At 63.7% G+C, this 20,830-nt stretch carries 25 protein-coding genes; 3 read left to right on the top strand and 22 right to left on the bottom strand.

The window, feature by feature from the left end; all coding sequences use genetic code 11:
- Positions 1-74 precede the first annotated feature (74 nt).
- The 8 genes from C7H85_RS11830 to C7H85_RS11795 form a co-directional block, all read right to left on the bottom strand.
- Positions 75-377, bottom strand: a complete 303-nt coding sequence (locus tag C7H85_RS11830; RefSeq protein WP_106729904.1) for a hypothetical protein — start codon at positions 375-377, stop codon at positions 75-77.
- A 121-nt stretch (positions 378-498) separates the two neighbouring features.
- Positions 499-963 carry a tRNA (cytidine(34)-2'-O)-methyltransferase gene (locus C7H85_RS11825; protein WP_106729903.1) on the bottom strand — a complete coding sequence of 155 codons (465 nt, stop codon included), beginning with the start codon at positions 961-963 and terminating at the stop codon, positions 499-501.
- Positions 956-2,329: an MATE family efflux transporter DinF gene (dinF, locus tag C7H85_RS11820; RefSeq protein WP_106729902.1), complete on the bottom strand. Its 1,374-nt coding sequence runs from the start codon at positions 2,327-2,329 to the stop codon at positions 956-958. Before dinF ends, C7H85_RS11825 begins: the two co-directional genes overlap by 8 nt.
- Positions 2,330-2,362: 33 nt before the next feature.
- Positions 2,363-3,010 (bottom strand): SCO family protein, encoded by a 648-nt coding sequence (locus C7H85_RS11815; protein ID WP_106729901.1) that lies wholly within the window; start codon positions 3,008-3,010, stop codon positions 2,363-2,365.
- On the bottom strand, positions 3,003-3,899 hold the full coding sequence (cyoE, locus tag C7H85_RS11810) for a heme o synthase (RefSeq protein WP_106729900.1): 897 nt from the start codon (positions 3,897-3,899) through the stop codon (positions 3,003-3,005). The genes C7H85_RS11815 and cyoE overlap by 8 nt, the downstream gene beginning before the upstream one ends.
- On the bottom strand, positions 3,860-4,867 hold the full coding sequence (locus tag C7H85_RS11805) for a COX15/CtaA family protein (RefSeq protein WP_106729899.1): 1,008 nt from the start codon (positions 4,865-4,867) through the stop codon (positions 3,860-3,862). Before C7H85_RS11805 ends, cyoE begins: the two co-directional genes overlap by 40 nt.
- Before the next feature lie 8 nt (positions 4,868-4,875).
- Positions 4,876-5,307 (bottom strand): hypothetical protein, encoded by a 432-nt coding sequence (locus C7H85_RS11800; RefSeq protein ID WP_106729898.1) that lies wholly within the window; start codon positions 5,305-5,307, stop codon positions 4,876-4,878.
- Positions 5,297-5,974 carry an SURF1 family protein gene (locus C7H85_RS11795; RefSeq protein ID WP_106729897.1) on the bottom strand — a complete coding sequence of 226 codons (678 nt, stop codon included), beginning with the start codon at positions 5,972-5,974 and terminating at the stop codon, positions 5,297-5,299. Before C7H85_RS11795 ends, C7H85_RS11800 begins: the two co-directional genes overlap by 11 nt.
- Before the next feature lie 26 nt (positions 5,975-6,000).
- On the opposite strand from C7H85_RS11795, the gene C7H85_RS11790 reads away from it, so the two are divergent.
- Positions 6,001-6,204, top strand: a complete 204-nt coding sequence (locus C7H85_RS11790; RefSeq protein WP_106729896.1) for a DUF2909 family protein — start codon at positions 6,001-6,003, stop codon at positions 6,202-6,204.
- An 18-nt stretch (positions 6,205-6,222) separates the two neighbouring features.
- Here C7H85_RS11790 and C7H85_RS11785 read toward each other — a convergent pair whose 3' ends face one another.
- From C7H85_RS11785 to C7H85_RS11755, 7 genes are all read right to left on the bottom strand, one after another.
- Complete coding sequence (locus C7H85_RS11785; protein ID WP_106729895.1) at positions 6,223-7,092, bottom strand: cytochrome c oxidase subunit 3; 870 nt, start codon at positions 7,090-7,092, stop codon at positions 6,223-6,225.
- 13 nt (positions 7,093-7,105) lie between these two features.
- Positions 7,106-7,633 carry a cytochrome c oxidase assembly protein gene (locus C7H85_RS11780; protein ID WP_106729894.1) on the bottom strand — a complete coding sequence of 176 codons (528 nt, stop codon included), beginning with the start codon at positions 7,631-7,633 and terminating at the stop codon, positions 7,106-7,108.
- On the bottom strand, positions 7,620-9,245 hold the full coding sequence (gene ctaD, locus C7H85_RS11775) for a cytochrome c oxidase subunit I (protein ID WP_106729893.1): 1,626 nt from the start codon (positions 9,243-9,245) through the stop codon (positions 7,620-7,622). Before ctaD ends, C7H85_RS11780 begins: the two co-directional genes overlap by 14 nt.
- 9 nt (positions 9,246-9,254) lie before the next feature.
- Positions 9,255-10,379, bottom strand: a complete 1,125-nt coding sequence (gene coxB / locus C7H85_RS11770) for a cytochrome c oxidase subunit II (RefSeq protein WP_342749338.1) — start codon at positions 10,377-10,379, stop codon at positions 9,255-9,257.
- Between the two features lie 247 nt (positions 10,380-10,626).
- Positions 10,627-11,244, bottom strand: coding sequence for a transcriptional repressor LexA (gene lexA / locus C7H85_RS11765; protein WP_106729892.1), 618 nt, complete (start codon positions 11,242-11,244; stop codon positions 10,627-10,629).
- 175 nt (positions 11,245-11,419) lie between these two features.
- Entirely contained in the window at positions 11,420-12,286 is an 867-nt protein-coding gene (ubiA, locus tag C7H85_RS11760; protein ID WP_425445068.1) for a 4-hydroxybenzoate octaprenyltransferase, read from the bottom strand.
- A 5-nt stretch (positions 12,287-12,291) separates the two neighbouring features.
- Complete coding sequence (locus C7H85_RS11755) at positions 12,292-12,840, bottom strand: chorismate--pyruvate lyase family protein (protein ID WP_245879655.1); 549 nt, start codon at positions 12,838-12,840, stop codon at positions 12,292-12,294.
- A gap of 132 nt (positions 12,841-12,972) precedes the next feature.
- Here C7H85_RS11755 and C7H85_RS11750 point away from each other — a divergent pair, with 132 nt between their 5' ends.
- Positions 12,973-13,374 carry a flagellar basal body-associated FliL family protein gene (locus C7H85_RS11750; protein WP_106729890.1) on the top strand — a complete coding sequence of 134 codons (402 nt, stop codon included), beginning with the start codon at positions 12,973-12,975 and terminating at the stop codon, positions 13,372-13,374.
- Here the strand turns inward: C7H85_RS11750 and glpG are convergent.
- From glpG to C7H85_RS11715, 7 genes are all read right to left on the bottom strand, one after another.
- Entirely contained in the window at positions 13,368-14,201 is an 834-nt protein-coding gene (gene glpG, locus C7H85_RS11745; protein ID WP_106729889.1) for a rhomboid family intramembrane serine protease GlpG, read from the bottom strand. The genes C7H85_RS11750 and glpG overlap by 7 nt on opposite strands.
- The gene (glpE, locus tag C7H85_RS11740) at positions 14,201-14,518 is read right to left on the bottom strand and encodes a thiosulfate sulfurtransferase GlpE (protein ID WP_106729888.1); all 318 of its coding nucleotides are present in this window, start codon (positions 14,516-14,518) and stop codon (positions 14,201-14,203) included. Before glpE ends, glpG begins: the two co-directional genes overlap by 1 nt.
- 55 nt (positions 14,519-14,573) lie before the next feature.
- Positions 14,574-15,278 carry an ABC transporter ATP-binding protein gene (locus C7H85_RS11735; protein ID WP_106729887.1) on the bottom strand — a complete coding sequence of 235 codons (705 nt, stop codon included), beginning with the start codon at positions 15,276-15,278 and terminating at the stop codon, positions 14,574-14,576.
- A 2-nt stretch (positions 15,279-15,280) separates the two neighbouring features.
- A complete protein-coding gene (gene livG / locus C7H85_RS11730) occupies positions 15,281-16,045 on the bottom strand; it encodes a high-affinity branched-chain amino acid ABC transporter ATP-binding protein LivG (protein WP_106729886.1) in 765 nt (254 codons plus the stop codon).
- The gene (locus tag C7H85_RS11725; protein WP_106729885.1) at positions 16,042-17,283 is read right to left on the bottom strand and encodes a high-affinity branched-chain amino acid ABC transporter permease LivM; all 1,242 of its coding nucleotides are present in this window, start codon (positions 17,281-17,283) and stop codon (positions 16,042-16,044) included. Before C7H85_RS11725 ends, livG begins: the two co-directional genes overlap by 4 nt.
- Positions 17,280-18,203: a high-affinity branched-chain amino acid ABC transporter permease LivH gene (gene livH / locus C7H85_RS11720; protein WP_106729884.1), complete on the bottom strand. Its 924-nt coding sequence runs from the start codon at positions 18,201-18,203 to the stop codon at positions 17,280-17,282. Before livH ends, C7H85_RS11725 begins: the two co-directional genes overlap by 4 nt.
- A gap of 97 nt (positions 18,204-18,300) precedes the next feature.
- Positions 18,301-19,416 carry a branched-chain amino acid ABC transporter substrate-binding protein gene (locus C7H85_RS11715; protein WP_106729883.1) on the bottom strand — a complete coding sequence of 372 codons (1,116 nt, stop codon included), beginning with the start codon at positions 19,414-19,416 and terminating at the stop codon, positions 18,301-18,303.
- 285 nt (positions 19,417-19,701) lie between these two features.
- Between C7H85_RS11715 and C7H85_RS11710 the strand changes: the two genes are divergently transcribed.
- A complete protein-coding gene (locus tag C7H85_RS11710; RefSeq protein ID WP_106729882.1) occupies positions 19,702-20,730 on the top strand; it encodes a substrate-binding domain-containing protein in 1,029 nt (342 codons plus the stop codon).
- Positions 20,731-20,830 lie beyond the last annotated feature (100 nt).

Raw genomic sequence — 20,830 nt, 5'->3', positions numbered from 1 at the left:
GAGCGTAAAAAAGCCCCGTGCGCACACGGGGCTTTGCAGTACGGCTATGGCACTCCGGCCGTGGGCCATACCGGCTATAAATCACACAGCAGGCATTCCAGTTCCTGCTTGGCATCATCGATCATCTGATACAGTTCGAACGCATCCTGCCGCTGCAGGTTGAGGCTGACTTCTTCTTCGGGAGCGTTGTCGCAGTGCTCGCAGATCACCTGCATGCCCTGCCCGTCCCCCTTGAAATGAACATGTTCGAAGTCACTGGTGAAATGCTGATCGCGCTCGATGATATCGACTTCCAGCAAACCCGTGGGGTTGACCACTATGTGGGCATGAAGTGGTTCCGCCCCCGAAAGGGTATAGCTGCATTGCTTGGCTAACATCTCCGTCTCCTTCTGCCTGTTCAGTCCCACCACCATTGTAGAACAGCGTCGATGAGGTCAATAAATAATCAATGCAAGCTAATTACTATGCCTCAAATAACCACGGCATCTAACCGCAGGGTCAAACGGCCCCGGAAAAACCCTGCTGCCGCCAGGCCTCGTAACTGATAATGGCCACCGCGTTGGACAGGTTCAGGCTGCGGCTGTCCGGCTGCATGGGGATGCGGATACGGTACTCGGGGGCCACCGCCTCCAGCACCGCCATCGGCAGGCCACGGGTTTCGGGTCCGAACAGCAGCACGTCCCCGGGCCGATAGGCCGGTTCGTGGTGATGCCGGCTGCCCTTGGTGGTGCAGGCAAACAGCCGCCGCCCGGCCATGGCCGCCAGAAACTCCACATAGTGGGAGTGCAGTTGGATCCGACCAAAATCGGCGTAATCCAGCCCGGCACGGCGCAGTTTCTTCTCTTCCAGGTCGAAGCCGAGCGGTTCTATCAGGTGCAGGCGACAGCCGTTGTTGCGCACCAGCCGCATGATGTTACCGGTATTGGGGGCGATTTCCGGCTCATAGAGCGCAATTTCAAACATCTTGTTTCTCCGTCATTGCGTGGTCTTCGGCGATAAACCGCTGCCGCCGTTCGAGCCGCCACCAGGCCCAGCCCAGGGTCAGGCCCCGGGCCAGCATAAAGCACAACATGGCCAGCCAGAGGCCATGATTGTCCAGCTCCCGGACCAGCCACCACACCGGAAAAAACACCCCGAAGGTCGACAACAGCATCATGTCGCGCATTTCCCGGCCCCGAGTGGTGCCGATAAAAATGCCGTCCAGGATAAAGCACCAGCAGGCGGCCAGCGGCATCAGCACCAGCCAGGGCAAATAGGCCGCCGCCTGGCTGCGCACCGCCGGGATATCGGTGATCAGGGCGATCAGGCTCTCGCCGCCCAGGGCGAACACCAGGGTGAACAGCACCGCCACCAGGGCGCCCCAGAACAGATTGAGGCCGCAGGCCAGGCGGAAACAGGCCCGGCTACGCTCCCCCACCGCCTTGCCCACCATGGCCTCCACCGCATAGGCGAAGCCGTCTAGGCCGTAGGAAATGAACATCAGGAAGTTCATCAGCACCGCATTGGCCGCCACCACCGCATCCCCCAGGCGGGCGCCCTGGAAGGTCATGAAGGCGAAGGTCAGCTGCAGGCAGAGCGCACGGAGAAAAATATCCCGGTTGAGGCCGAGCAGGCGCCGGAAGGCGGTGCGGTTCAGGGCCCGATCCCAGAAGCCGGTCGCCGGCCTGAGCCCCCGCGCCGCCAGGGTGCGCCACACCAGCCAGGCGCCCAGCAGCATGGCCAGATAATCGGCCAGCACCGAGGCCGCCGCCGCCCCCTTCACTTGCCAGCCCAGACCCAGCACGAACCAGATATCGAGCAGAATATTGACACCGTTGCCCAGGATCAGCAGCCACATGGGCGCCCGGGCGTTCTGGTTGCCGAGCAGCCAGCCCAGCAACACCAGGTTGGTCAGCGCCGCCGGGGCACTCCAGATGCGGATGGCCACATACTGGCGGCCGTAAAGCTGGACTTCGGCGCTGCCGCCGGCCAGCCAGAACGCCAGCTCCAGCAGCGGCCGCTGCAGTACCAGCACCGCCAGCGCCAGCGCCCAGGCCAGCAGCAGGGCTCGCGCCAGCACCTGCAACAGCCGTTCACCGTCGCCGGCGCCGAAGGCCTGGGCGCTGAGCCCGGTGGTCGACATGCGCAGGAAGCCGAGCAGCCAGAAGATCAGGCTGATGATGGTGGCGCCCACCGCCACTCCGCCCAGGTAATAGGCCTGCTCCAGATGGCCGATGACGATGGTGTCCACCAGGCCGAGCAGGGGCACGGTAATGTTGGACAGCACCATGGGCAGGGCCAGGGCAAACACCTGCCGGTGCCTGGCCCCGTTAAAGAAGGATGACCGCATGATGGGCTCTGATTGGAAACAGCAAGATGGGGGTTATCTTTCCCAGTGTTTGAGGATGCGGGCGAAATCCCGGACCAGCTCGTCGCCGTTGACCATGGGCACCTGGCTCTGTTCATCGAAGCCGGGGCGGAAGGAGGCGTGCAGCCGGCCCTCGGGATTGACCAGGGCGATGGAGGCGGAGTGGTCCACCAGATAGTCGCTGGTTTCCCGCTCGTGGATGCCGTAAATCAGCCCCAACTGCTGTACCGCCGGCATCAATGCCTCGTGCCCGGCGGTCACCGCCACGAACTCGGGATGGAAGTAGGCGGTATAGGCCTTGAGCCGCTCGGGGGTGTCCCGCCCCGGATCCACCGAGACGAACACCACCTGTACCCTGTCGCTCAGTTGCTTGAGCTCGGGATAGATACGCGCCAGATCCGCCAGGGTGGTGGGACAGATATCCGGGCAGAAGGTGTAGCCGACGAACACCAGGCTCCAGCTGCCGGCAAAGCGCCGTTCGGTAAAGGCCTCGTCATCGGCATCGCGCAGCACGATGTCCCGCAGCGGCCGGGGCTCGGGATAGACCACCACCGCTTCGGTCAGGCTGTTTTCCCTGTCGTTATACCAGGCGATCCCGCTCAGGGTTCCCGCCACCAGCAACATTGCCGCAAACACCCATATCAGCTTGTTCGTATTAGCCATAGTCTATCCAGTGATCCGCCAGTATCAGCACGAACAGCCACATCAGGTGGCTGATTGAAAAGCGGAAACATTGTAGTGCGGTTTGCGGCCCAGGTCTAAACTTCAGCCGCCAGGCCCACTGGATGAAGCGCAGGTTGAGCGCCATCGCCCCCAGCAGGTAGAGCGGACCCGACATGCCCACCACCCAGGGCAGCAGGCATACCAGGGTCAGCAGCAGAGTATAGAGCAGCACGCAGGTCTTGGTGAACTCGATGCCGTGGGTCACCGGCAGCATGGGAATATCCGCCTTGGCGTAGTCGTCGCGCCGGTGGATGGCCAGCGCCCAGAAATGGGGTGGCGTCCAGGCGAAGATGATCATCACCAGCAGCAGCGCATGGCCGTGGAACTCCCCGGTGATGGCGGTCCAGCCCAGCAGCGGCGGCATGGCGCCGGCCAGGCCGCCGATCACGATGTTCTGCGGCGTGGCCCGTTTCAGCCAGACCGTGTACACCACCGCATAGCCCAGCAGGGACGCCAGGGTCAGCCAGGCGGTCAGCGCATTGACCCACAACAGCAGTATCGCCAGCCCCGTCGCCGACAGCAGAAAGGCGAAGGCCAGCGCCGCCCCGGTGTGCACCCGCCCCTGTGCCACCGGCCGGTGGTAGGTGCGCGCCATCTTGATGTCGATACGCCGATCCAGCACATGGTTGATGGCGGCCGCGCCACCGGCCATCAGCCCGATGCCGGCGGTGGCCGCCACCGCCACCTGCGGCGCGGGCAGGCTGCCGGTGAGCAACATGCCGACCACGGCAGTCAGCAGGATCAGCAACACCACCTTGGGCTTGGTGAGCGCAAAATAGTCCCGCCAGCTCAGTTCCCAGGTTCTGGGCAATAACGCGCTTCTTGCCATCTTTCCTCCCTGTAACGCCACAGGCGTTCACCCGTTCCAGTCAACATCAACAACAGCACCGCCGCTCCGGCGTTGTGGGCCACCGCCACCGCCAGCGGCAGGTGCAGCACCACGTTGGCCATGCCCAGCGCCAACTGCACCATCACCCCCAGCGCCAGCGCCAGACCCCAGCCCCGCATCGGCGGATGGCGCCACAGGCGCCCGGCCAGCCACAACAGCAGCAGGACGGTCACCACGGCCCACAACCGGTGGGCGGCGTGAATGGTCACCCGCTCCTCCTGGCTCAGCACCCCGTACTGGTAAGTCTCGGCCGATACCCCATGGGGATGAAAGGCGCTCCACTGCCACTGGGCCGGCCAGTCGCCCTGGCACACCGGCAGTTCGAGACAGGCCATGGCCGCGTAGTTGGCCGCGGTCCAGCCGCCCAGGGCGATCTGCAGCACCAGGGCACCCAGGGCCACCCGGTAACAGCGGCCCAGGCCGCTAATCCGGGGCGATTCGAGCAAGGGAGGACGCCCCCTGCAGAGCAGTAAAAAGAGCAGCGCCAGTATGGTAAAACCGCCCAGCAGGTGCCCCATCACCACCAAGGGCAGCAGGTTGAGGGTGACCGTCAGCATGCCCAGGGTGGCCTGGCCGGCCACCAGTGCCAGCAGCAGCCAGGCGGGAAAACGGTAGGCCCGGTGCGCCGCCTTCAGCGACCACAGCGCCATCAGCAGTATGGTGACGCCCAGGGTGCCCGCCGCGTAGCGATGCACCATTTCATTGCGCGCCTTCACCGGCTCCAGCGGGTTGTCGGGAAAGCGCTCCGCCGCCAGCCGCTGGGCCTGTTCCGAGTTGGGAATGCCGTGAAAGCCGTAGCAGCCGGGCCAGTCGGGGCAGCCCAGCCCGGCATCGGTCAGCCGGGTATAGGCGCCCAGCACCACCACCACCAGGGTCAGGGCAAAGGCAAAGAGACCGAGTCGATGCATGGCGCCTCCTACCCGGCCCGGGAAAACTTGAGCAGGCGGCGCAGGTCGCCGAGCAGCGCCTTGCCGGTCAGCCGATCCCGCTGCTCGTCGCCGCTCAGCGGATAGCGCATGATCAGCAGGCCCGGTGGATCCGCGATATAGACGAACCCGGCCTCGAGCTCGGCGCTGGCCGGCAGCCGCACCACCGTAACCCGTTCCGAATCCCGCCCCAGGGCGGTGTCGATATTCTCCAGCAGTTGCCCGGCCACGGCGCAGGAGGCGCACTCCGGGACGACCGGCAGCACCAGCCGCCACTGCTCGTCTCCGGCGATATGCCCTTCGACCCACTCTCCCCGGGCCTTGACCCCGGGGGTAAACCAGCCCTGCTGCAGGGTGAGCCAGGCCAGAGCCACCGGCAACAGAAACACCCCCAACAACGCCAATACCGGTTTATGCTTCATGCCGCCTCCGATAAAACACCAATGCCGCCAGCCACACCGCCAGTGCCATGGCAAACCATTGCACCGCATAACCAATATGGCGCTCCGGTCCCATCACCACCGGCACCTCGTCGGTGCCCCCGCCGCCGGCCTTGAGCACGAACGGCAACACCCCTTGCCCCCAGGCGCTGGCCAGCCGTTCCGGATCCAGAGCGGCAATGCGCCGGCGCTGCGGATCCTCCCCCGCCCCCCCGAAAGACAGGGGCGGCAGGTAAGGCCGGACCAGATTGCCGCTCAGCCGGACCAGCCCGTCCGGCAACGCTACCTCCGGCAGCCGGCGCCGATCCGCGTCGGCCGGCCACCAGCCGGTATCCACCGCCAGCAGGCCGTAAGGGGTCTGCAGCGGGCGGATAAGGCGATAGCCCGCCCTGCCCCCTTCAATCTGGTTGTCGAGGAAGAGATCGCCCCCGGCCAGGTAGACCCCGCTCACCTCCAGCCGGTAGCCGAAGGGCGCGCTGATGGACAGGGCTTCCTCCAGCGCCAGGCTGATCCCACTGCGTTGCCGCCATTCCTGCTGCAGCTGACGTTTTTCGTCGGCCCGGGACAACTGCCACACCCCCATGAAGATCATCAGGAGGGTCATCAGCGCCGTCAGTGCCAGCAGCCCCCAACTTTTTCCTATACTCAAGAGCCAGTCTCTCCAGGAAACGAGTAATGCTGCTCAAACTGTTGATTGTGTTGTTGTTGCTGATGATGATCGGCAACCTGCTGCTGGGCCTGAAAGCCATGCTCTCCAACCGGGATCCGCTGCTGATGAGCCGTTACATCGGCCGCCGGCTGCTGTTTGCCGCCATTATCCTGCTGATTCTGATCCTGGCGATGGCCACCGGCCTGCTGGTGCCCAACCCCACCCCATGACAGACTCATACGAACTCACTACAAAATATAGACAAACACGAACAGGCAGAGCCAGACCACGTCCACGAAATGCCAGTACCAGCTGCTGGCCTGAAAGCCGAAATGCTGGGCCGGGGTGAAATGCCCCTTATTGACCCGCAGCCACATGATCAGCAGCATCAGGGTGCCCAGGGTGACGTGGGCCCCGTGAAAACCGGTGAGCAGGAAGAAGGTGTTGCCGTAGATGCCGGAGTCCAGCCGCAGGCCCAGGTCCTGGTAGGCGTGCACGTATTCCCAGGCCTGCAGCGCCAGGAACAGCACCCCCAGCAGCACGGTGCCACCCAGCCACTGCTTCAGCCGGGCCCGCTGCTCCTGCAGCAACGCCAGATGGGCGAGATGGGCGGTCACGGAAGAGGTCAGCAGGATGACGGTGTTGATCAGCGGCAGGCCGAACCAGCCCATGGCGGTGGTTTCCATCCCGCCCGGGGTCAGCAGCAGGGGCCAGCTGGCGTTGAAGTCGGGCCACAGCACCTCATTGGTCATGGCGTTGTTGCCGGCCCCGCCCAGCCAGGGCACGGACAGCACCCGGGCATAGAACAGGGCGCCGAAAAAGGCGCCGAAGAACATCACCTCCGAGAAGATGAACCAGCTCATGCCCTGGCGGAAGGAGCGGTCCATCTGTTCGCTGTACAGCCCGGAATGGGACTCGTCGATCACGTTGCCGAACCAGCCGAACAGCATGAAGGTCATCACCAGGGTGCCGGCGGTAAACACCAGAGGACCGGTGATGCCGGCGATGCCCGCCGCCCACATGCCGGCCCCCGAGGCCAGCAGAAACAAACCGATGGCACCGACTATCGGCCAGGGACTCTGGGCCGGCACATAATACTGTTGGGTCTTGACCGCCATGACTGCCTCCTTGCTAGCTGCGTTTGGCAACCTGCTCGCTGATGTCGTAAAGGGTGTAGGACAGGGTGAACACCTCGATGTCCGCCGGCAGGCCCTGATCCACGTAGAAGCGCATCGGCATCACCGCCTCGGCCCGGGCCGCCATGGGCTGCTCCCGGAAGCAGAAACATTCGGTCTTGCGCAGGTAGCCCGCCGCCACCCCGGGGGACACCGAGGGAATGGCCCGCCATACCCGTTCCTCGGCGTCGTGGCTGGTGACCACGAAGTCCACCTGATGCATTTCGCCCGGATGCACCTGCAGCCGCCGCACCGAGGATTCGAAGTCGCCGTTGAGACCCTTGGCCTTGTAGGTGACGAACTCCACGGTGACCAGCCGGTTTTCGTCCAGGCTCTGCGAGGCCGCCGCCGCGCTGTTTTCGGTCTTGCCGTTGAGGCCGGTGAGGTCGCAGAACACGTCATACAGCGGCACCAGGGCGAAGCCGAAGCCGAACATGGCGACCGCCATCAGGGCAAGCCTGAGTGCTTTTTTACCGTGATCCATTGCCTTCGATCTCCGGAGGGGTGCTGAAGGTGTGGTAGGGCGCCGGCGACGGCACCGTCCACTCCAGGCCGTGCGCTCCTTCCCAGGGACAGGCCGCCGCCTGTTCGCCGCCGCGGATGCACTTCACCAGTACCGCCACGAAGATCAGCTGGGACAGGCCGAAGGCGAAACCACCGATGCTGACCAGGGCGTTGATGTCGGCAAACTGCAGCGAGTAGTCGGGAATGCGCCGGGGCATGCCGCCCAGGCCGAGGAAGTGCATGGGAAAGAACAGGATGTTGACCGAGACCACAGAGCACCAGAAGTGCCATTTGGCCAGCCGTTCGTCAAACATGTGGCCGGTCCATTTCGGCATCCAGTAGTAGGCCGCCGCCATGATCGAGAAGATGGCGCCGGACACCAGCACATAATGGAAATGGGCCACCACGAAATAGGTGTCGTGATACTGGAAGTCGGCCGGAGTGATGGCCAGCATCAGGCCGCTGAAGCCGCCGATGGTGAACAGCACGATAAAGGCCAGGGCAAACAGCATGGGCACCTCGAAACTGATGGAGCCACGCCACATGGTGGCCACCCAGTTGAATACCTTGACCCCGGTAGGCACCGAGATCAGCATGGTGCAGTACATGAAGAACAGCTCCGCGGCCACCGGCATGCCCACGGTAAACATGTGGTGCGCCCACACCAGGAAGCTCAGGCCGGCGATGGAAGCGGTGGCGTACACCATGGAGGCGTAGCCGAACAGCTGCTTGCGGCTGAAGGTGGGCACGATGGCCGAGATGATGCCGAAGCTCGGCAAGATCATGATGTACACCTCGGGGTGACCGAAGAACCAGAAGATGTGCTGGAACAGCACCGGGTCGCCGCCGCCGGCCGCCTCGAAGAAGCTAGTGCCGAAATACTTGTCGGTGAGCACCATGGTCACCGCCCCCGCCAGCACCGGCATCACCGCGATCAGCAGGAAAGCGGTGATCAGCCAGGTCCAGCAGAACAGGGGCAGTTTCATCCAGGTCATGCCCGGCGCCCGCAGGTTCCAGATGGTAACGATGACGTTGATGGCCCCCATGATCGAGCTGATGCCCATGATATGGATGGCGAACACGAACAGGGCGGTGCTGTCCGGGGCATAGGTGGTGGACAGGGGGGCGTAGAAGGTCCAGCCGAAGTTGGGGCCGCCGCCGGGCATGAACAACGAACTCAGCATCAGCAGGAAGGCGAAGGGCAGGATCCAGAAGCTCCAGTTGTTCATCCGCGGCAGCGCCATGTCGGGAGCGCCGATCATCATCGGGATCATCCAGTTGGCCAGGCCGACGAAGGCGGGCATGACAGCACCGAACACCATGATGAGGCCGTGCATGGTGGTCATCTGGTTGAAGAAGTTGGGATCCACCAACTGCAACCCAGGCTGGAACAGCTCGGCGCGGATCACCATGGCCATGCTGCCACCCAGCAGGAACATGGCCAGACTGAACAGCAGGTAGAGGCTGCCGATGTCCTTGTGGTTGGTAGTCAACAGCCACCGCATGATGCCCCTGGCCGGGCCGTGGTGGTGATGGTCGTCCGCCACGCCCAACTGGTCGTCCACGGTCTGAGTACGGTCTAACTGCGTCATCCCTGCCCCCTATTGTTGTCCCTGCCTGGCTTGATGGATGTCCCTGGGCTGCACCAGATCACCGGTGTCGTTGCCCCAGGCGTTGCGCTCGTAGGTGATCACGGCGGCCAGCTCCTTCAGCGCCAGCTGCCGGTCGAAGCTCTGCATGGCGGTGCCCGCCTTGCCGTAGAGCACGATGTCGATATGGGCCGCCCTGTCGTTCAGCACCATGGCGCTGCCCCTGAGTGCGGGGAAGGCGCCGGGTATCCCCTCGCCATTGGCCTGGTGGCAGGCGGCGCAACTGCGCTGATACACCTGCTCGCCCAGCGTCATCATCTCTTCCATGGTCATTTCCATCGCCAGCAATTCCTGCTCGGCGGCCCTGGCCTCGGCCTGCTCCACCTTGACCCGGCTCAGCCAGCCGTCGAATTCCTCGGGGGAGCGGGCGTCCACCACTATCGGCATAAAGCCATGGTCCTTGCCGCACAATTCGGCGCACTGGCCCCGGTACATCCCGGGCTGGTTGATGCGGGTCCAGGCTTCGTTGATAAAACCGGGAATGGCGTCCTTTTTGACCGCGAAGGCAGGCACCCACCAGGAGTGGATGACGTCATCGGAGGTGATCAGGAAGCGGATCTTGCGATCGGTGGGCAACACCAGCGGATTGTCGACCTCCAGCAGGTAGTTGTCGCGCTTGCCCAGGCTGCCGTCGATTTCCTGGGGCAGGGTGGCGAGCAGGCTGAAGAACTCGACGCCTTCATCGAAATAACGGTAATGCCATTTCCACTGGGAGCCGGTAACCTGGATGGTCAGTTCCGACTGGCTGGCGTCCTCCATGGCGATCAGGGTGCGGGTGGCGGGAATAGCCATGGCCACCAGGATCAGGAAGGGAATGATGGTCCAGAGGATCTCCACCTTGGTGCTTTCGTGGAACTGGGCGGCCTTGGCCCCCTTGGACTTGCGGTGATGAAGCAGGGCCCAGAACATGGCCCCGAACACCACCAGACCGATGATCGCGCAGATGATGAGTATGGTCATGTGCAGGCCATACACCTTCTGGCTGATATCGGTGACCCCCTGGGTCATATTGAGACGGCTTTGCGCCCACACGGGCAGCGATGCCACTAGCGACAGCAGCAGAACAATCGGCTTCACACGCACCCCCAAAAATTTTGATCCTTTATTTTGGCGCACTCGCAAGAGAGTCAGTGCTTACTGGGCTACTGCATCCATCGGCCCAGTACACACTAAGTAAAGCATTGATTATGAAAAAGTAAAAAAATGAAAAAAGGAAGCGGGAAGCGGGAAGCGGGAAGCGGGAAGCGGGAAGCGGGAAGCGGGAAGCGGGAAGCGGGAAGCGGGAAGCGTACGCTAGGTCCCCACTCCCCGGAAAGCAAGTAGCTTAAAAGTCGGTATTGCGGATCACGCCCACCGCCAGGCCTTCGATAATCAACTCCTGCTGGCGCAGATCGACCTCGATGGGCGACAGCTCCTCGTTTTCGGGCAACAGGCTGACCCGGCTGCCCTGGCGCTGGAAGCGCTTGACCGTGACTTCGTCGTCGAGCCGGGCCACCACCACCTGGCCGTTGCGGGCCTCCTGGGTCTTGTGCACCGCCAGCAGGTCGCCGTCCATAATGCCGATATTCTTCATGCTCATCCCCTTGACCCGCAGCAGGAAATCCGCCGGCGGATGAAACAGGGCCGGGTCGAGCCGGTAATGGCTTTCGATGTGCTGCTGGGCCAGGATCGGTTCGCCAGCGGCCACCCGGCCGATCAGCGGCAAGCCGTCCTGCTCTTCCGGCTCCTCTTCCTGGGTCAGTCGAATGCCGCGGGAGGTACCGGGCATCATGGTAATGACCCCTTTCTTAGCCAGCGCCTTCAGGTGCTCCTCGGCGGCGTTGGCGGACTTGAACCCCAAGGACTGGGCAATTTCGGCGCGCGTGGGTGGCATCCCCGTCTGCTGGATATGCTCTTTGATGATATCCAGCACCTGGGACTGGCGGGGAGTAAGGAGTTTCATAGTCTGACCTGTTTTTTTATACAGCTAACTGTCAGTATATCCAGTAAATCCGGCGGAGCAAGGACTAAATCCCGCCGGCAGCAGCGAAGACACGGAGGCCCTGCGTCCTGATACCGCACAGGCTCGCACTCATGAAAACCCCGCCGTCATGAGCGCGATCCGGTGCCGTCCGCCATCATCCCCACAGGGCGAGCACCAGGCCGGCAAAAACCACCATGCCCGCGTAGTTGTTGTTTAAAAAGGCCTGGAAACAGGCCGTCCGCTCCCGATCCCGGATCAGCCGCTGCTGATACACAAACAGCGCGGCGGCGGCCAGCACACCCCAGTAAAAGGCCGCGCCCAGGGCGAACACCTGGCCGGCCCATACCAGCAGCAACAGGGTCAGCAGTTGCAGCAGGCCGATGATCAGCTTGTCGTGGCGCCCGAACAGGATGGCGGTGGACTTGACCCCGATCTTCAGATCGTCGTCCCGGTCGACCATGGCATACATGGTGTCGTAGGCCACGGTCCAGGTCAGTTTGGCGGCGAACAGCAGCCAGAGCCCGGCCGGCAGACTGTTGCCCTGGGCGGCGAAGGCCATGGGAATGGCCCAGGAAAAGGCGATGCCCAGGAACAGCTGAGGCAGATGGGTGTAGCGCTTCATGAAGGGATAGAGCGCCGCCCAGCCCAGGCCGGCGAAGGCCAGCTGGATGGTGAGGGCGTTGGTGGTCAGCACCAGCAGGAAGGAAATGCCCACCAGCAGGGCGAAAAAACCCAGCGCCTGGCGTTCGGTCAGCTCGCCGGCGGGCAGCGGCCGGGCCCGGGTGCGCTTGACGTGGCCGTCGATGTGGCGGTCCGCATAGTCGTTGATCACGCAGCCGGCGGAGCGCATGGAAAACACCCCGGCGGTGAAGACCAGCAGCAGCCAGGGTGAGGGCACCCCGTCGGCGGCGATCCACAGGGCCCACAGGGTGGGCCACAGCAGCAGCAGGCTGCCGATGGGCTTGTCGAGCCGCGCCAGCGCCATATAGGCGCGCCAGCGCGGGCGGGCGGGAGAAGTCATGGTCATCATCCTGATTGCTCCTGATAGGCCTGTGCCGCCGGCAGATACAACTCGGTCACCAGCACCCGGGCCCGGCCGGTGGCCAGCATGGAACGCCGGCCCCAAAGGGAGCGTCCGCCCGTCGCCGTACCGGAGAGTCCGGCGACGGCCTCCCCCTGGGCCGAGTCGAGCACGGCAAATTCGAAGGAGCTGCGCACCAGATCCGGCGCATCGAACATCAGCTCCCCTAGCGCACGCTGCCCCAGCCCGGTCAGGGCGGGCAGGGCGGCGCGGGTGGCGGGAGAATACAGCGAGCTGGCGTAGACCCAGGGTCGCTCGTCGCAGTAGAGCAGCACTTCCCGGCAAAAGGCCCGGTCGCAGTCCAGCAACGCGGCCTGGGAGGGGCCCAGCGCACACAGCGACACCTCGGACAGCAAGGCCACCCGAAAATGCCGACAATGGCGGCGCAGCCGCTCGGTCAGCGAGCCGGGATCCTGCAGCCAGTCACACAACAGCGGGGGCCGGGCCGGCAAGGCGGCTCCCCAGCCCCAGTCATGATCGGCGGATTGAATCACGATTTATTCCTAAAATGGCAAACACCCATAACACAGGCGGTACTGTTACTTTAAAACACACTTATTCACTTGACCGGGCCGGTATTTGTTTAAACAATGCGCCCTCGATCACAAAGGCTGGAGACACTATTCATGTTACGGTTTGTTGCGCTGTGCATCTGCCTGGCCACGGCGGGCCAGCTCAGCGCCCAGCAAGCACCGCCGGCGCCCGAAGGGCCCTTATACTACACCATGACGCCGGACATTATTACCAACTACCAGAATTCCGGCCAGACCCTTGGCTATATCCGGGTGTCCGTCGATCTGATGCTGGAACGCACCGACCAGATGCCGCTGGTGGAGCAGCACATGCCGCTGCTGCGCGATGCCCTGAACGGCCTGCTGGCGGAAAAAAACCAGCAGGAAATCCGCTCCTTGCCGGTACGCAGCGAATTGGCGGCGGAAGGACAGCGGCGGCTCAACGACCTGCTGCTGCAGGAAACCGGCCAGGCGCCGATCCGCCGGCTGCTGTTCACCAACTTCCTCTATCAGTAACGCCGCCGCCCGTTATCGAGCAGAGCCTGCAGCAGGCCGATCAAGAGCCCGCCGAGGTGGGCCAGGTTGGCCACCGGCCCCAGCACCCCGGCAAAGCCCAGCACCAGCCACACCACCATGACCACCGCCATGCCGTCCGGCAGGCCGATGCCCCGGAGCGGGTTGAGCCGGCCGCTGAGCCAGACGTAGGCCAGTAGCGCGTAAACCACCCCGGAGAGGCCGCCGAAACGGGGGCCGCTGGCCCAGAACTGCATCAGGTTGGGCAGCACCGCCGCCACCAGCAACAGGGTCAACAGCTTGCCGTGGCCCAGCCGCCGTTCCACCATGCCGCCCAGATACCACCACCAGAACAGGTTGAACACCAGGTGCATCAGGGAGAAATGCAGCAGCGCCGGGGTAAAGGCGCGCCAGAATTCCGCGCCCGCCAGCTGTTCCCAGCGGGGCGGAAAGGACAGCAGCCCGAACATCGGCAGCCCCAGCCAGCTCAGGCCGTACACCGCCAGGCAGGCCACCAGCACCGCCATGTTCACCGGTCCGGTCTGGCGCAGCAGATCGCTCAGCCAGCCCGGCTCCTGGCGACCGTGGGCGAAGCGCACATGGGTGTCGCCCTGGCGCCAGGAGGCGTCCTGGTAGCGGGGATGCAGCGGCTCGGCCAGGAAGCGTTTCACCTCCTGCTGTGCTTCCTGGTAGCGGGATTCGTTGACCAGCCAGATGCTGACATTGTTGTCGTCATCCAGGGTCAGTTCGCACTTGAGCCCGATATCCGCCAGGTAATCCACGAAAGCCTGGGCCCGGCGCGGATCCTTGAGCACCAGCAACAGCTTCATTACCCTTCGACCACGGCCTGGGTACGGCGCCAGGCCTCGAAGCCGCCGTCCAGGCTGTAGACCTCCTCGAAGCCCTGGTGGATCAGATACTGGGCGGCGCCCTGGCTGCTGATGCCGTGGTAGCACATCACGATCACCGGGGTGTCGAAGTCGACCTCGTTGGTGAACCGTACCAGGCTGTCGCCGGTGAGATGAAAGGCGCCCTCGGCATGAGCCAGGGCAAAGGACTGGGGATCGCGGATATCCACCAGCCAGGCGCGGCCTTCGGCCAGCATGGTGTCGGCCTCGGCCACCGAAATATGGGCAAACTGCTCCATCACTCACTCCTCGCATGAATTTAGGGCAGTTTACCCAATCCGGGCGGCCTTGGCATCATCCGCCCAGATAGGCGTGGCGAACCTGCTCGTTGCTCAGCAGGGCGGCGCCGCTGTCGGCCAGCACCACCCGGCCGTTTTCCAGCACATAGCCCCGGTCCGCCAGCTTCAGCGCCTGGTTGGCGTTTTGCTCCACCAGGAAGATGGTCATGCCCTTTTCATCCCGCAGCCGGGCGATGGTCTCGAAGATCTGGGCGATGATGATCGGCGCCAGCCCGAGCGAGGGCTCGTCGAGCAGCAGCAGCCGGGGCTTGCTCATCAGCGCCCGGCCGATGGCCAGCATCTGCTGCTCGCCGCCGGACATGGTGCCGGCCCGCTGGTGTATGCGCTCCTTGAGGCGGGGGAACATCTGGTACACCTCGTCCAGCAGGCCCTGGTGCTCGGCCTTGTCCACGAAGAAGGCGCCCATGTGCAGGTTTTCCTCCACCGTCAGCCGGGAGAAGATGCGCCGTCCCTCGGGCACGATGGCAATGTCCTGCCGCATAATGGCGGCGGTATCGAGGTCGCTCAGCTCCCGGCCCTCGTACAGCACCCGGCCCCGGGTCGGCTTGGGGTCGCCGCAGATGGTCATCATCAGGGTGGTCTTGCCGGCGCCGTTGGCGCCGATCAGGGTCACTATCTCGCCCCGCTTGATCTCGACGGTCACGTTTTCCAGCGCCTGGATCTTGCCGTAGCTGGCGCTCACATTCTCAACTTGCAGCATGCTCAGGCTTCTCCCAGGTAGGCTTTGATCACGTCGGGGTGGTGGCGCACCTGCTCCGGGGTGCCCTCGGCCAGGGGCCGCCCCTGGTTGACCACGTAGATATGATCGGAGATACCCATCACCAGCTTCATGTCGTGCTCGATCAGCAGGATGCTGATCCCCTCATTGTCGCGCAGATCGCAGATCAGCCGATCCAGCTCATGGGTCTCAAAGGGATTGAGCCCCGCCGCCGGCTCGTCCAGCATCAGCAGCCGGGGCCGGGCCGCCATGCAGCGGGCGATCTCCAGCCGGCGCTGCTGGCCGTAGGCCAGGTTGCCGGCGGTGCGGTTGGCGAACTCGGTCAGCCGCACCTTCTCCAGCCAGTAGTGGGCCCGCTCCAGCCCTTCCCGCTCCGAGCGGCGAAAGGCCGGGGTCTTGAGCAGGCCGGCCAGGAAGCCGGTGTTCAGGTGGAAGTGCTGGGCCACCAGCAGGTTTTCCAGCACCGTCATTTCCTTGAACAGGCGCACATGCTGGAAGGTGCGCACCATGCCGAGGCGGGCGATTTTGTGGCCGGGCATGCCCTGAATCTCCTGGCCGCCGAACTTGACGCTGCCGCCGCTCGGCCGGTAGAAACCGGACAGGCAGTTGAACACCGTGGTCTTGCCGGCGCCGTTGGGGCCGATCACCGAGACTATCTGCCGCTCCTGCATGCTCAGCGCCACCTGGTCCACGGCCACCAGGCCGCCGAAACGCATGGTCAGGCCGGATACGCTCAACAAGGCACTCATGATTTCAGCTCCATGTGCGGTCGGTGCATCGGCAGCAGCCCCTGGGGCCGCCAGATCATCATCAACACCATCAGCAGGCCGAACAGCAGCATGCGGTATTCGTTAAACTCCCGGGTCAGTTCCGGCAGTATGGTCATGACGATGGCCGCCAGCACCACCCCGATCTGCGAACCCATGCCGCCCAGCACCACGATGGCGAGGATGATGGCCGACTCGATGAACACGAAAGACTCGGGACTGATGAAGCCTTGGCGCGCGGCGAAGAAGCTGCCGGCGAAACCGGCGAAGGCGGCGCCGATGGTGAAGGCACTCAGCTTGATCAGGGTCGGATTGAGGCCGAGGGAGCGGCAGGCGATCTCGTCCTCGCGCAGCGCTTCCCAGGCCCGGCCCAGGGGCATGCGCAACAGCCGGTTGATGATGAAGATGGTGAACACCACCAGCACCAGCGCCAGCAGGTAGAGGAAGATCACCTTGTACCCGGAGTGGTAGGCGATATCGAAGAACTGGTGGAAGGTATTATCCCCCCGCCGCTCGAATTCCAGCCCGAACAGGGTCGGCTTGGGAATGCCGGCGATGCCGTTGGGGCCACCGGTCACTTCCGTCATGTTATTGAGCAGGATGCGGATGATCTCGCCGAAGCCCAGGGTGACGATGGCCAGGTAGTCGCCGCGCAGGCGCAGCACCGGAAAGCCGAGCAGGAAGCCGAACAGCGCCGCCATGCCGCCGGCGATCGGCAGGCAGGCCCAGAAGTCCAGCCCCAGGTAGGCGTTGAGCAGGGCGTAGGAATAGGCACCCACCGCATAGAAGGCGACATAGCCGAGATCGAGCAGGCCGGCCAGGCCCACCACCACGTTCAGCCCCAGCCCCAGCATCACGTAGATCAGGGTCAGGGTGGCCAGGTCGACCGCCCCGCGGGAGCCGACGAAGGGCCAGATGATAAGCGCGCCCAGCACCAGCACGGTGACGATACGGTACAACCCGGGCCGCTCTTCCGGCGCCGGCAGGGCGAAGCTGCCCTTGCGGTCGGACAGGTAGCGAAAGGGCTTGCGCAACTGGGTCTGGAACAGCTGGGCCAGAAACACCAGGGCGGCGCCCAGGACCAGCCATTCCCAGGTGGCGTCCAGGCGGTTGCTGACCACCAGCCGGGTACCGGCGGTTTCCAGCCTAAAGCCGAGCAGCCAGCCGGCCAGCAGCAGGAACAGGGCGGCGGCGATGAGGGCAGGTTTGAGCTTGTTCATACCTTTTCCACCTCCGGTTTGCCCAGGATACCGGTGGGCATGAACAACAGCACCGCGATCAGCAGCCCGAAGGACACCACATCCTTGTACTCGGTGCTGAAGTAGGCGCCGGTCATGGCTTCGGTCACACCCAGCAGCAGGCCGCCGAGCACAGCGCCGGGGATGCTGCCGATGCCGCCGAGCACCGCGGCGGTAAAGGCCTTGAGCCCGGCGATGAAACCGATGTAGGGGTTGATGACGCCGTAATAGGCGCCCAGCAGCACCCCGGCTACCGCCGCCAGGGCGGCACCGATCACGAAGGTGAGGGCGATGACGGTGTTGCTGTTGATGCCGAGCAGGTTGGCCATTTTCAGATCTTCGGCGCAGGCGCGACAGGCGCGGCCCATGCGCGAACGGGAGATGAACAGCGACAGCAGGGTCATGGCGACGAAGGTCACCAGGAAGATAATCAGCTGCATGTAGGACAGGGACGCCTGGAAGCTGCCCTCGCCGAAAGTCCAGCCGCCGGGGATCAGGCTGGGCATGGCGATATCGCGCGAGCCCTGGGACAGGCGCATCATGTTCTGCAGGAAGATGGACATGCCGATGGCGGAGATCAGCGCAATCAGCCGCTTGCTGCCCCGTAACGGCCGGTAGGCTACCCGTTCGATGGAATAGCCGTAGACGCTGGTCAGGGTGATGCTCACCAGGAAGGCCGAGGTCAGCAGCAGGAAGCTGCTGTCGATGCCCGCCATCATCAGGCCGGTCATCACCATGAAGGCGGCGTAGGCACCGATCATGTACACCTCGCCGTGGGCGAAGTTGATCATGCCGATGATGCCGTACACCATGGTGTAGCCGATGGCGATCAGGGCGTAGGTACTGCCGATGGTCAGGCCATTGAGCAGTTGCTGGACAAAATAAAGCACGGGCTCGGACATACAACCTTTCCTTGTCGTAAGAGCGGTCGGGACAAATAGCCTTTATATCAAAGCGGGGCCGCCGGGCCCCGCTCGCTTCAGAAGGGGCAGCCTCCCCTTACAACTGGCTCGAGGAGCCGTCCTTGTGCCATTCGAACACCCCGAATTCGAAGCCGACCAGGTCGCCCTTCTCGTCCCAGGACAGCGGCCCCATCACGGTGTTCACCGGCTCGGCGCGCAGCGCCTCGGCCACCGCTTCCGGCTCGGTCCCGGCCCGCTTGATGCCCTCGGCAATGGCTTCCACCGCCGCGTAGGTGGTCCACACGAAGGGACCGGAGGGATCCTCACCCTTGGCCTGAATGGCTTCCACCACGGCGGCGTTGGCCGGATCCAGGTCGTACTTCTTGGGCAGGGTCACCAGCAGCCCCTCGGAGGCCTCACCGGCGATGGAGGTGATGTCCTTGTGGCCCACGCCTTCCGGGCCCATGAAGCGGGCCGTGAAGCCTTTCTCGGCGGATTGCCGCAGGATCAGCCCCAGTTCCGGGTGATAGCCGCCGTAATAGACGAAGTCTACCTGCTCCCGCTGCAGCTTGGCGATCAGCGCGGAGAAATCCTTGTCGCCGGAGGTCACCCCTTCGTAGGCCACCACCTCGACGCCGGCCTGCTGCAGCGCATCGCGCACGCTGGAGGCCAGGCCCTCGCCGTATTGCTTCTTGTCGTGGATCACCGCGATCCGCTCGGGCTTGACCTGTTCCATGATATAGCGGGCGGCAGTGGGTCCCTGGTCGCTGTCGAGACCGATGGTTCGCATCACGAACTCCAGATCGCGCTCGGTGATGGTGGGGTTGGTGGACGCCGGGGTCACCATCAGTATGCCTTCGTCGTCGTACACGTCGGAGGCCGGCAGGGTACTGTCGGAACACAGGTGGCCCACCACGAACTGGATACCGTCGTTGACGATGCGGTTGGCCACCGCCACCGCCTGCTTGGGATCGCAGGCATCGTCGTATTCCACCGCCTCCAGGCTGTATTCGCCCAGGGCGCCGGACTGGTTGAGCATCTCGACCGCCATGCGGCCACCGGTAAACTGCATGTCACCGTATTGCGCCACGGCGCCGGTAACCGGCCCGGCAATGGCCACTTTCACCGTTTCCGCCGAGGCGGAAAAGGCCGCCCCGTAACCCAGGGCGGCGAACACCGCCACCGCTACCGCCTTTTTATTCCATGTGCCCATGTAAATTCCCTCTGTCCAGTTATAGAGCCCACCGGAGATGATCCGGTCTGCTCTTTTTTCTAACCCTAGTCCGGCATTTGCACAAGAGAAAAATGCTCCAGATGGGGCTTGTAACAAGATAAAAACAAAGATTCTGAAGCCGGATCCCATCTCCGCCACCGGCCATCAACGGCGTGGCAGCACCGCACGGTTCATGCCGCTGCCGATGACATTTTATGCGCACAAAGTAAGCACCCGGCAGATTAGTTTTGTTAATATGCGGTTTTTCCAGCGCGAGGTTTCAGCATGGCGACAATCAAAGATGTGGCGGCGCAGGCAGGTGTCTCCATCTCCACCGTATCACACGTGCTCAATCGAACCCGCAAGGTCAGCGAGGCCGCCCGGAGTCGGGTGGAGCAGGCGGTGCGCGAGCTCAATTATGCGCCCAACTCGGTGGCGCGCAGCCTCAAGGTCAACAATACCCGGACCATCGGCATGCTGGTGACCACCAACGCCCACCCCTTTTTCGCCGAAGTGGTGCAGGCGGTGGAAGAACTCTGCTTCGAGCTGGGCTACAGCCTGATGTTATGCAATACCGAGAACAAGCCCGAACGGCAGTTGATGCACCTGCGCATGCTGCTCGAGAAACGGGTCGACGGCCTGCTGGTGATCTGTACCGATACCCCGCCGTCGCTCACCGAACTGCTGCAGCAGCATGCCCAGATCCCCCTGGTGATGCTGGACTGGAGCCGGGATAATGCCTTCGCGGACATCATCCATGACAACGCACAAATTGGCGGCTATCTGGCGGGGAAATACCTGGTTGAGCAGGGACACAAAGACGTTGCCTGTATCACCGGCCATCTGCACAAGGGCACCAGCCAGCTGCGCCTCGGCGGCTTTGTCAAGGCGCTGGAAGAAGCCGGCCTGAGCCTGCCACCTGCCCAAGTGGTCGAAGGGGATTTTGAAAGCGAAAGCGGTTACAGAGCCATGCAGCAGCTGCTGCGGCAAGGGTTCGGCTGCACCGCCGTTTTCGCCTTCTGCGACACCATGGCGTTCGGCGCCATCTGCGCCATCACCCAGGCCGGGCTCAGGGTGCCGCAGGATATCTCGGTGATCGGCTACGATGACGTCAATATGGCGCGCTTTACCAGCCCGCCGCTGACCACCATCTCCCACCCCAAGCGCACCCTGGGCCGCTGGGCCCTGGAGCTGCTGCTGAAGCGGATCAGGGAGAAGGACCACCAGCCCGAACAGCTGGAGCTCCAGCCCCGGCTGGTGGTGCGGGAATCAGTCTGCCCGCCCGGGAGCAGGGATGAGAGGCTGGAAGCCTGACTCTTGGTCACAAGTCCGGCTGCCTGATTTAATGTAGAGAAGGGGCAACAGAGCCACCTCCGCCGACACGCTGTAAATACGTCCCTGTACACTCGCACAT

It is taken from the genome of Zobellella endophytica (assembly GCF_003012775.1).
Taxonomy (GTDB): Bacteria; Pseudomonadota; Gammaproteobacteria; order Enterobacterales; family Aeromonadaceae; genus Oceanimonas; species Oceanimonas endophytica.
Note: the sequence above shows the minus strand (reverse complement) of the source record. Positions and strands in the feature narration are given on the sequence as shown.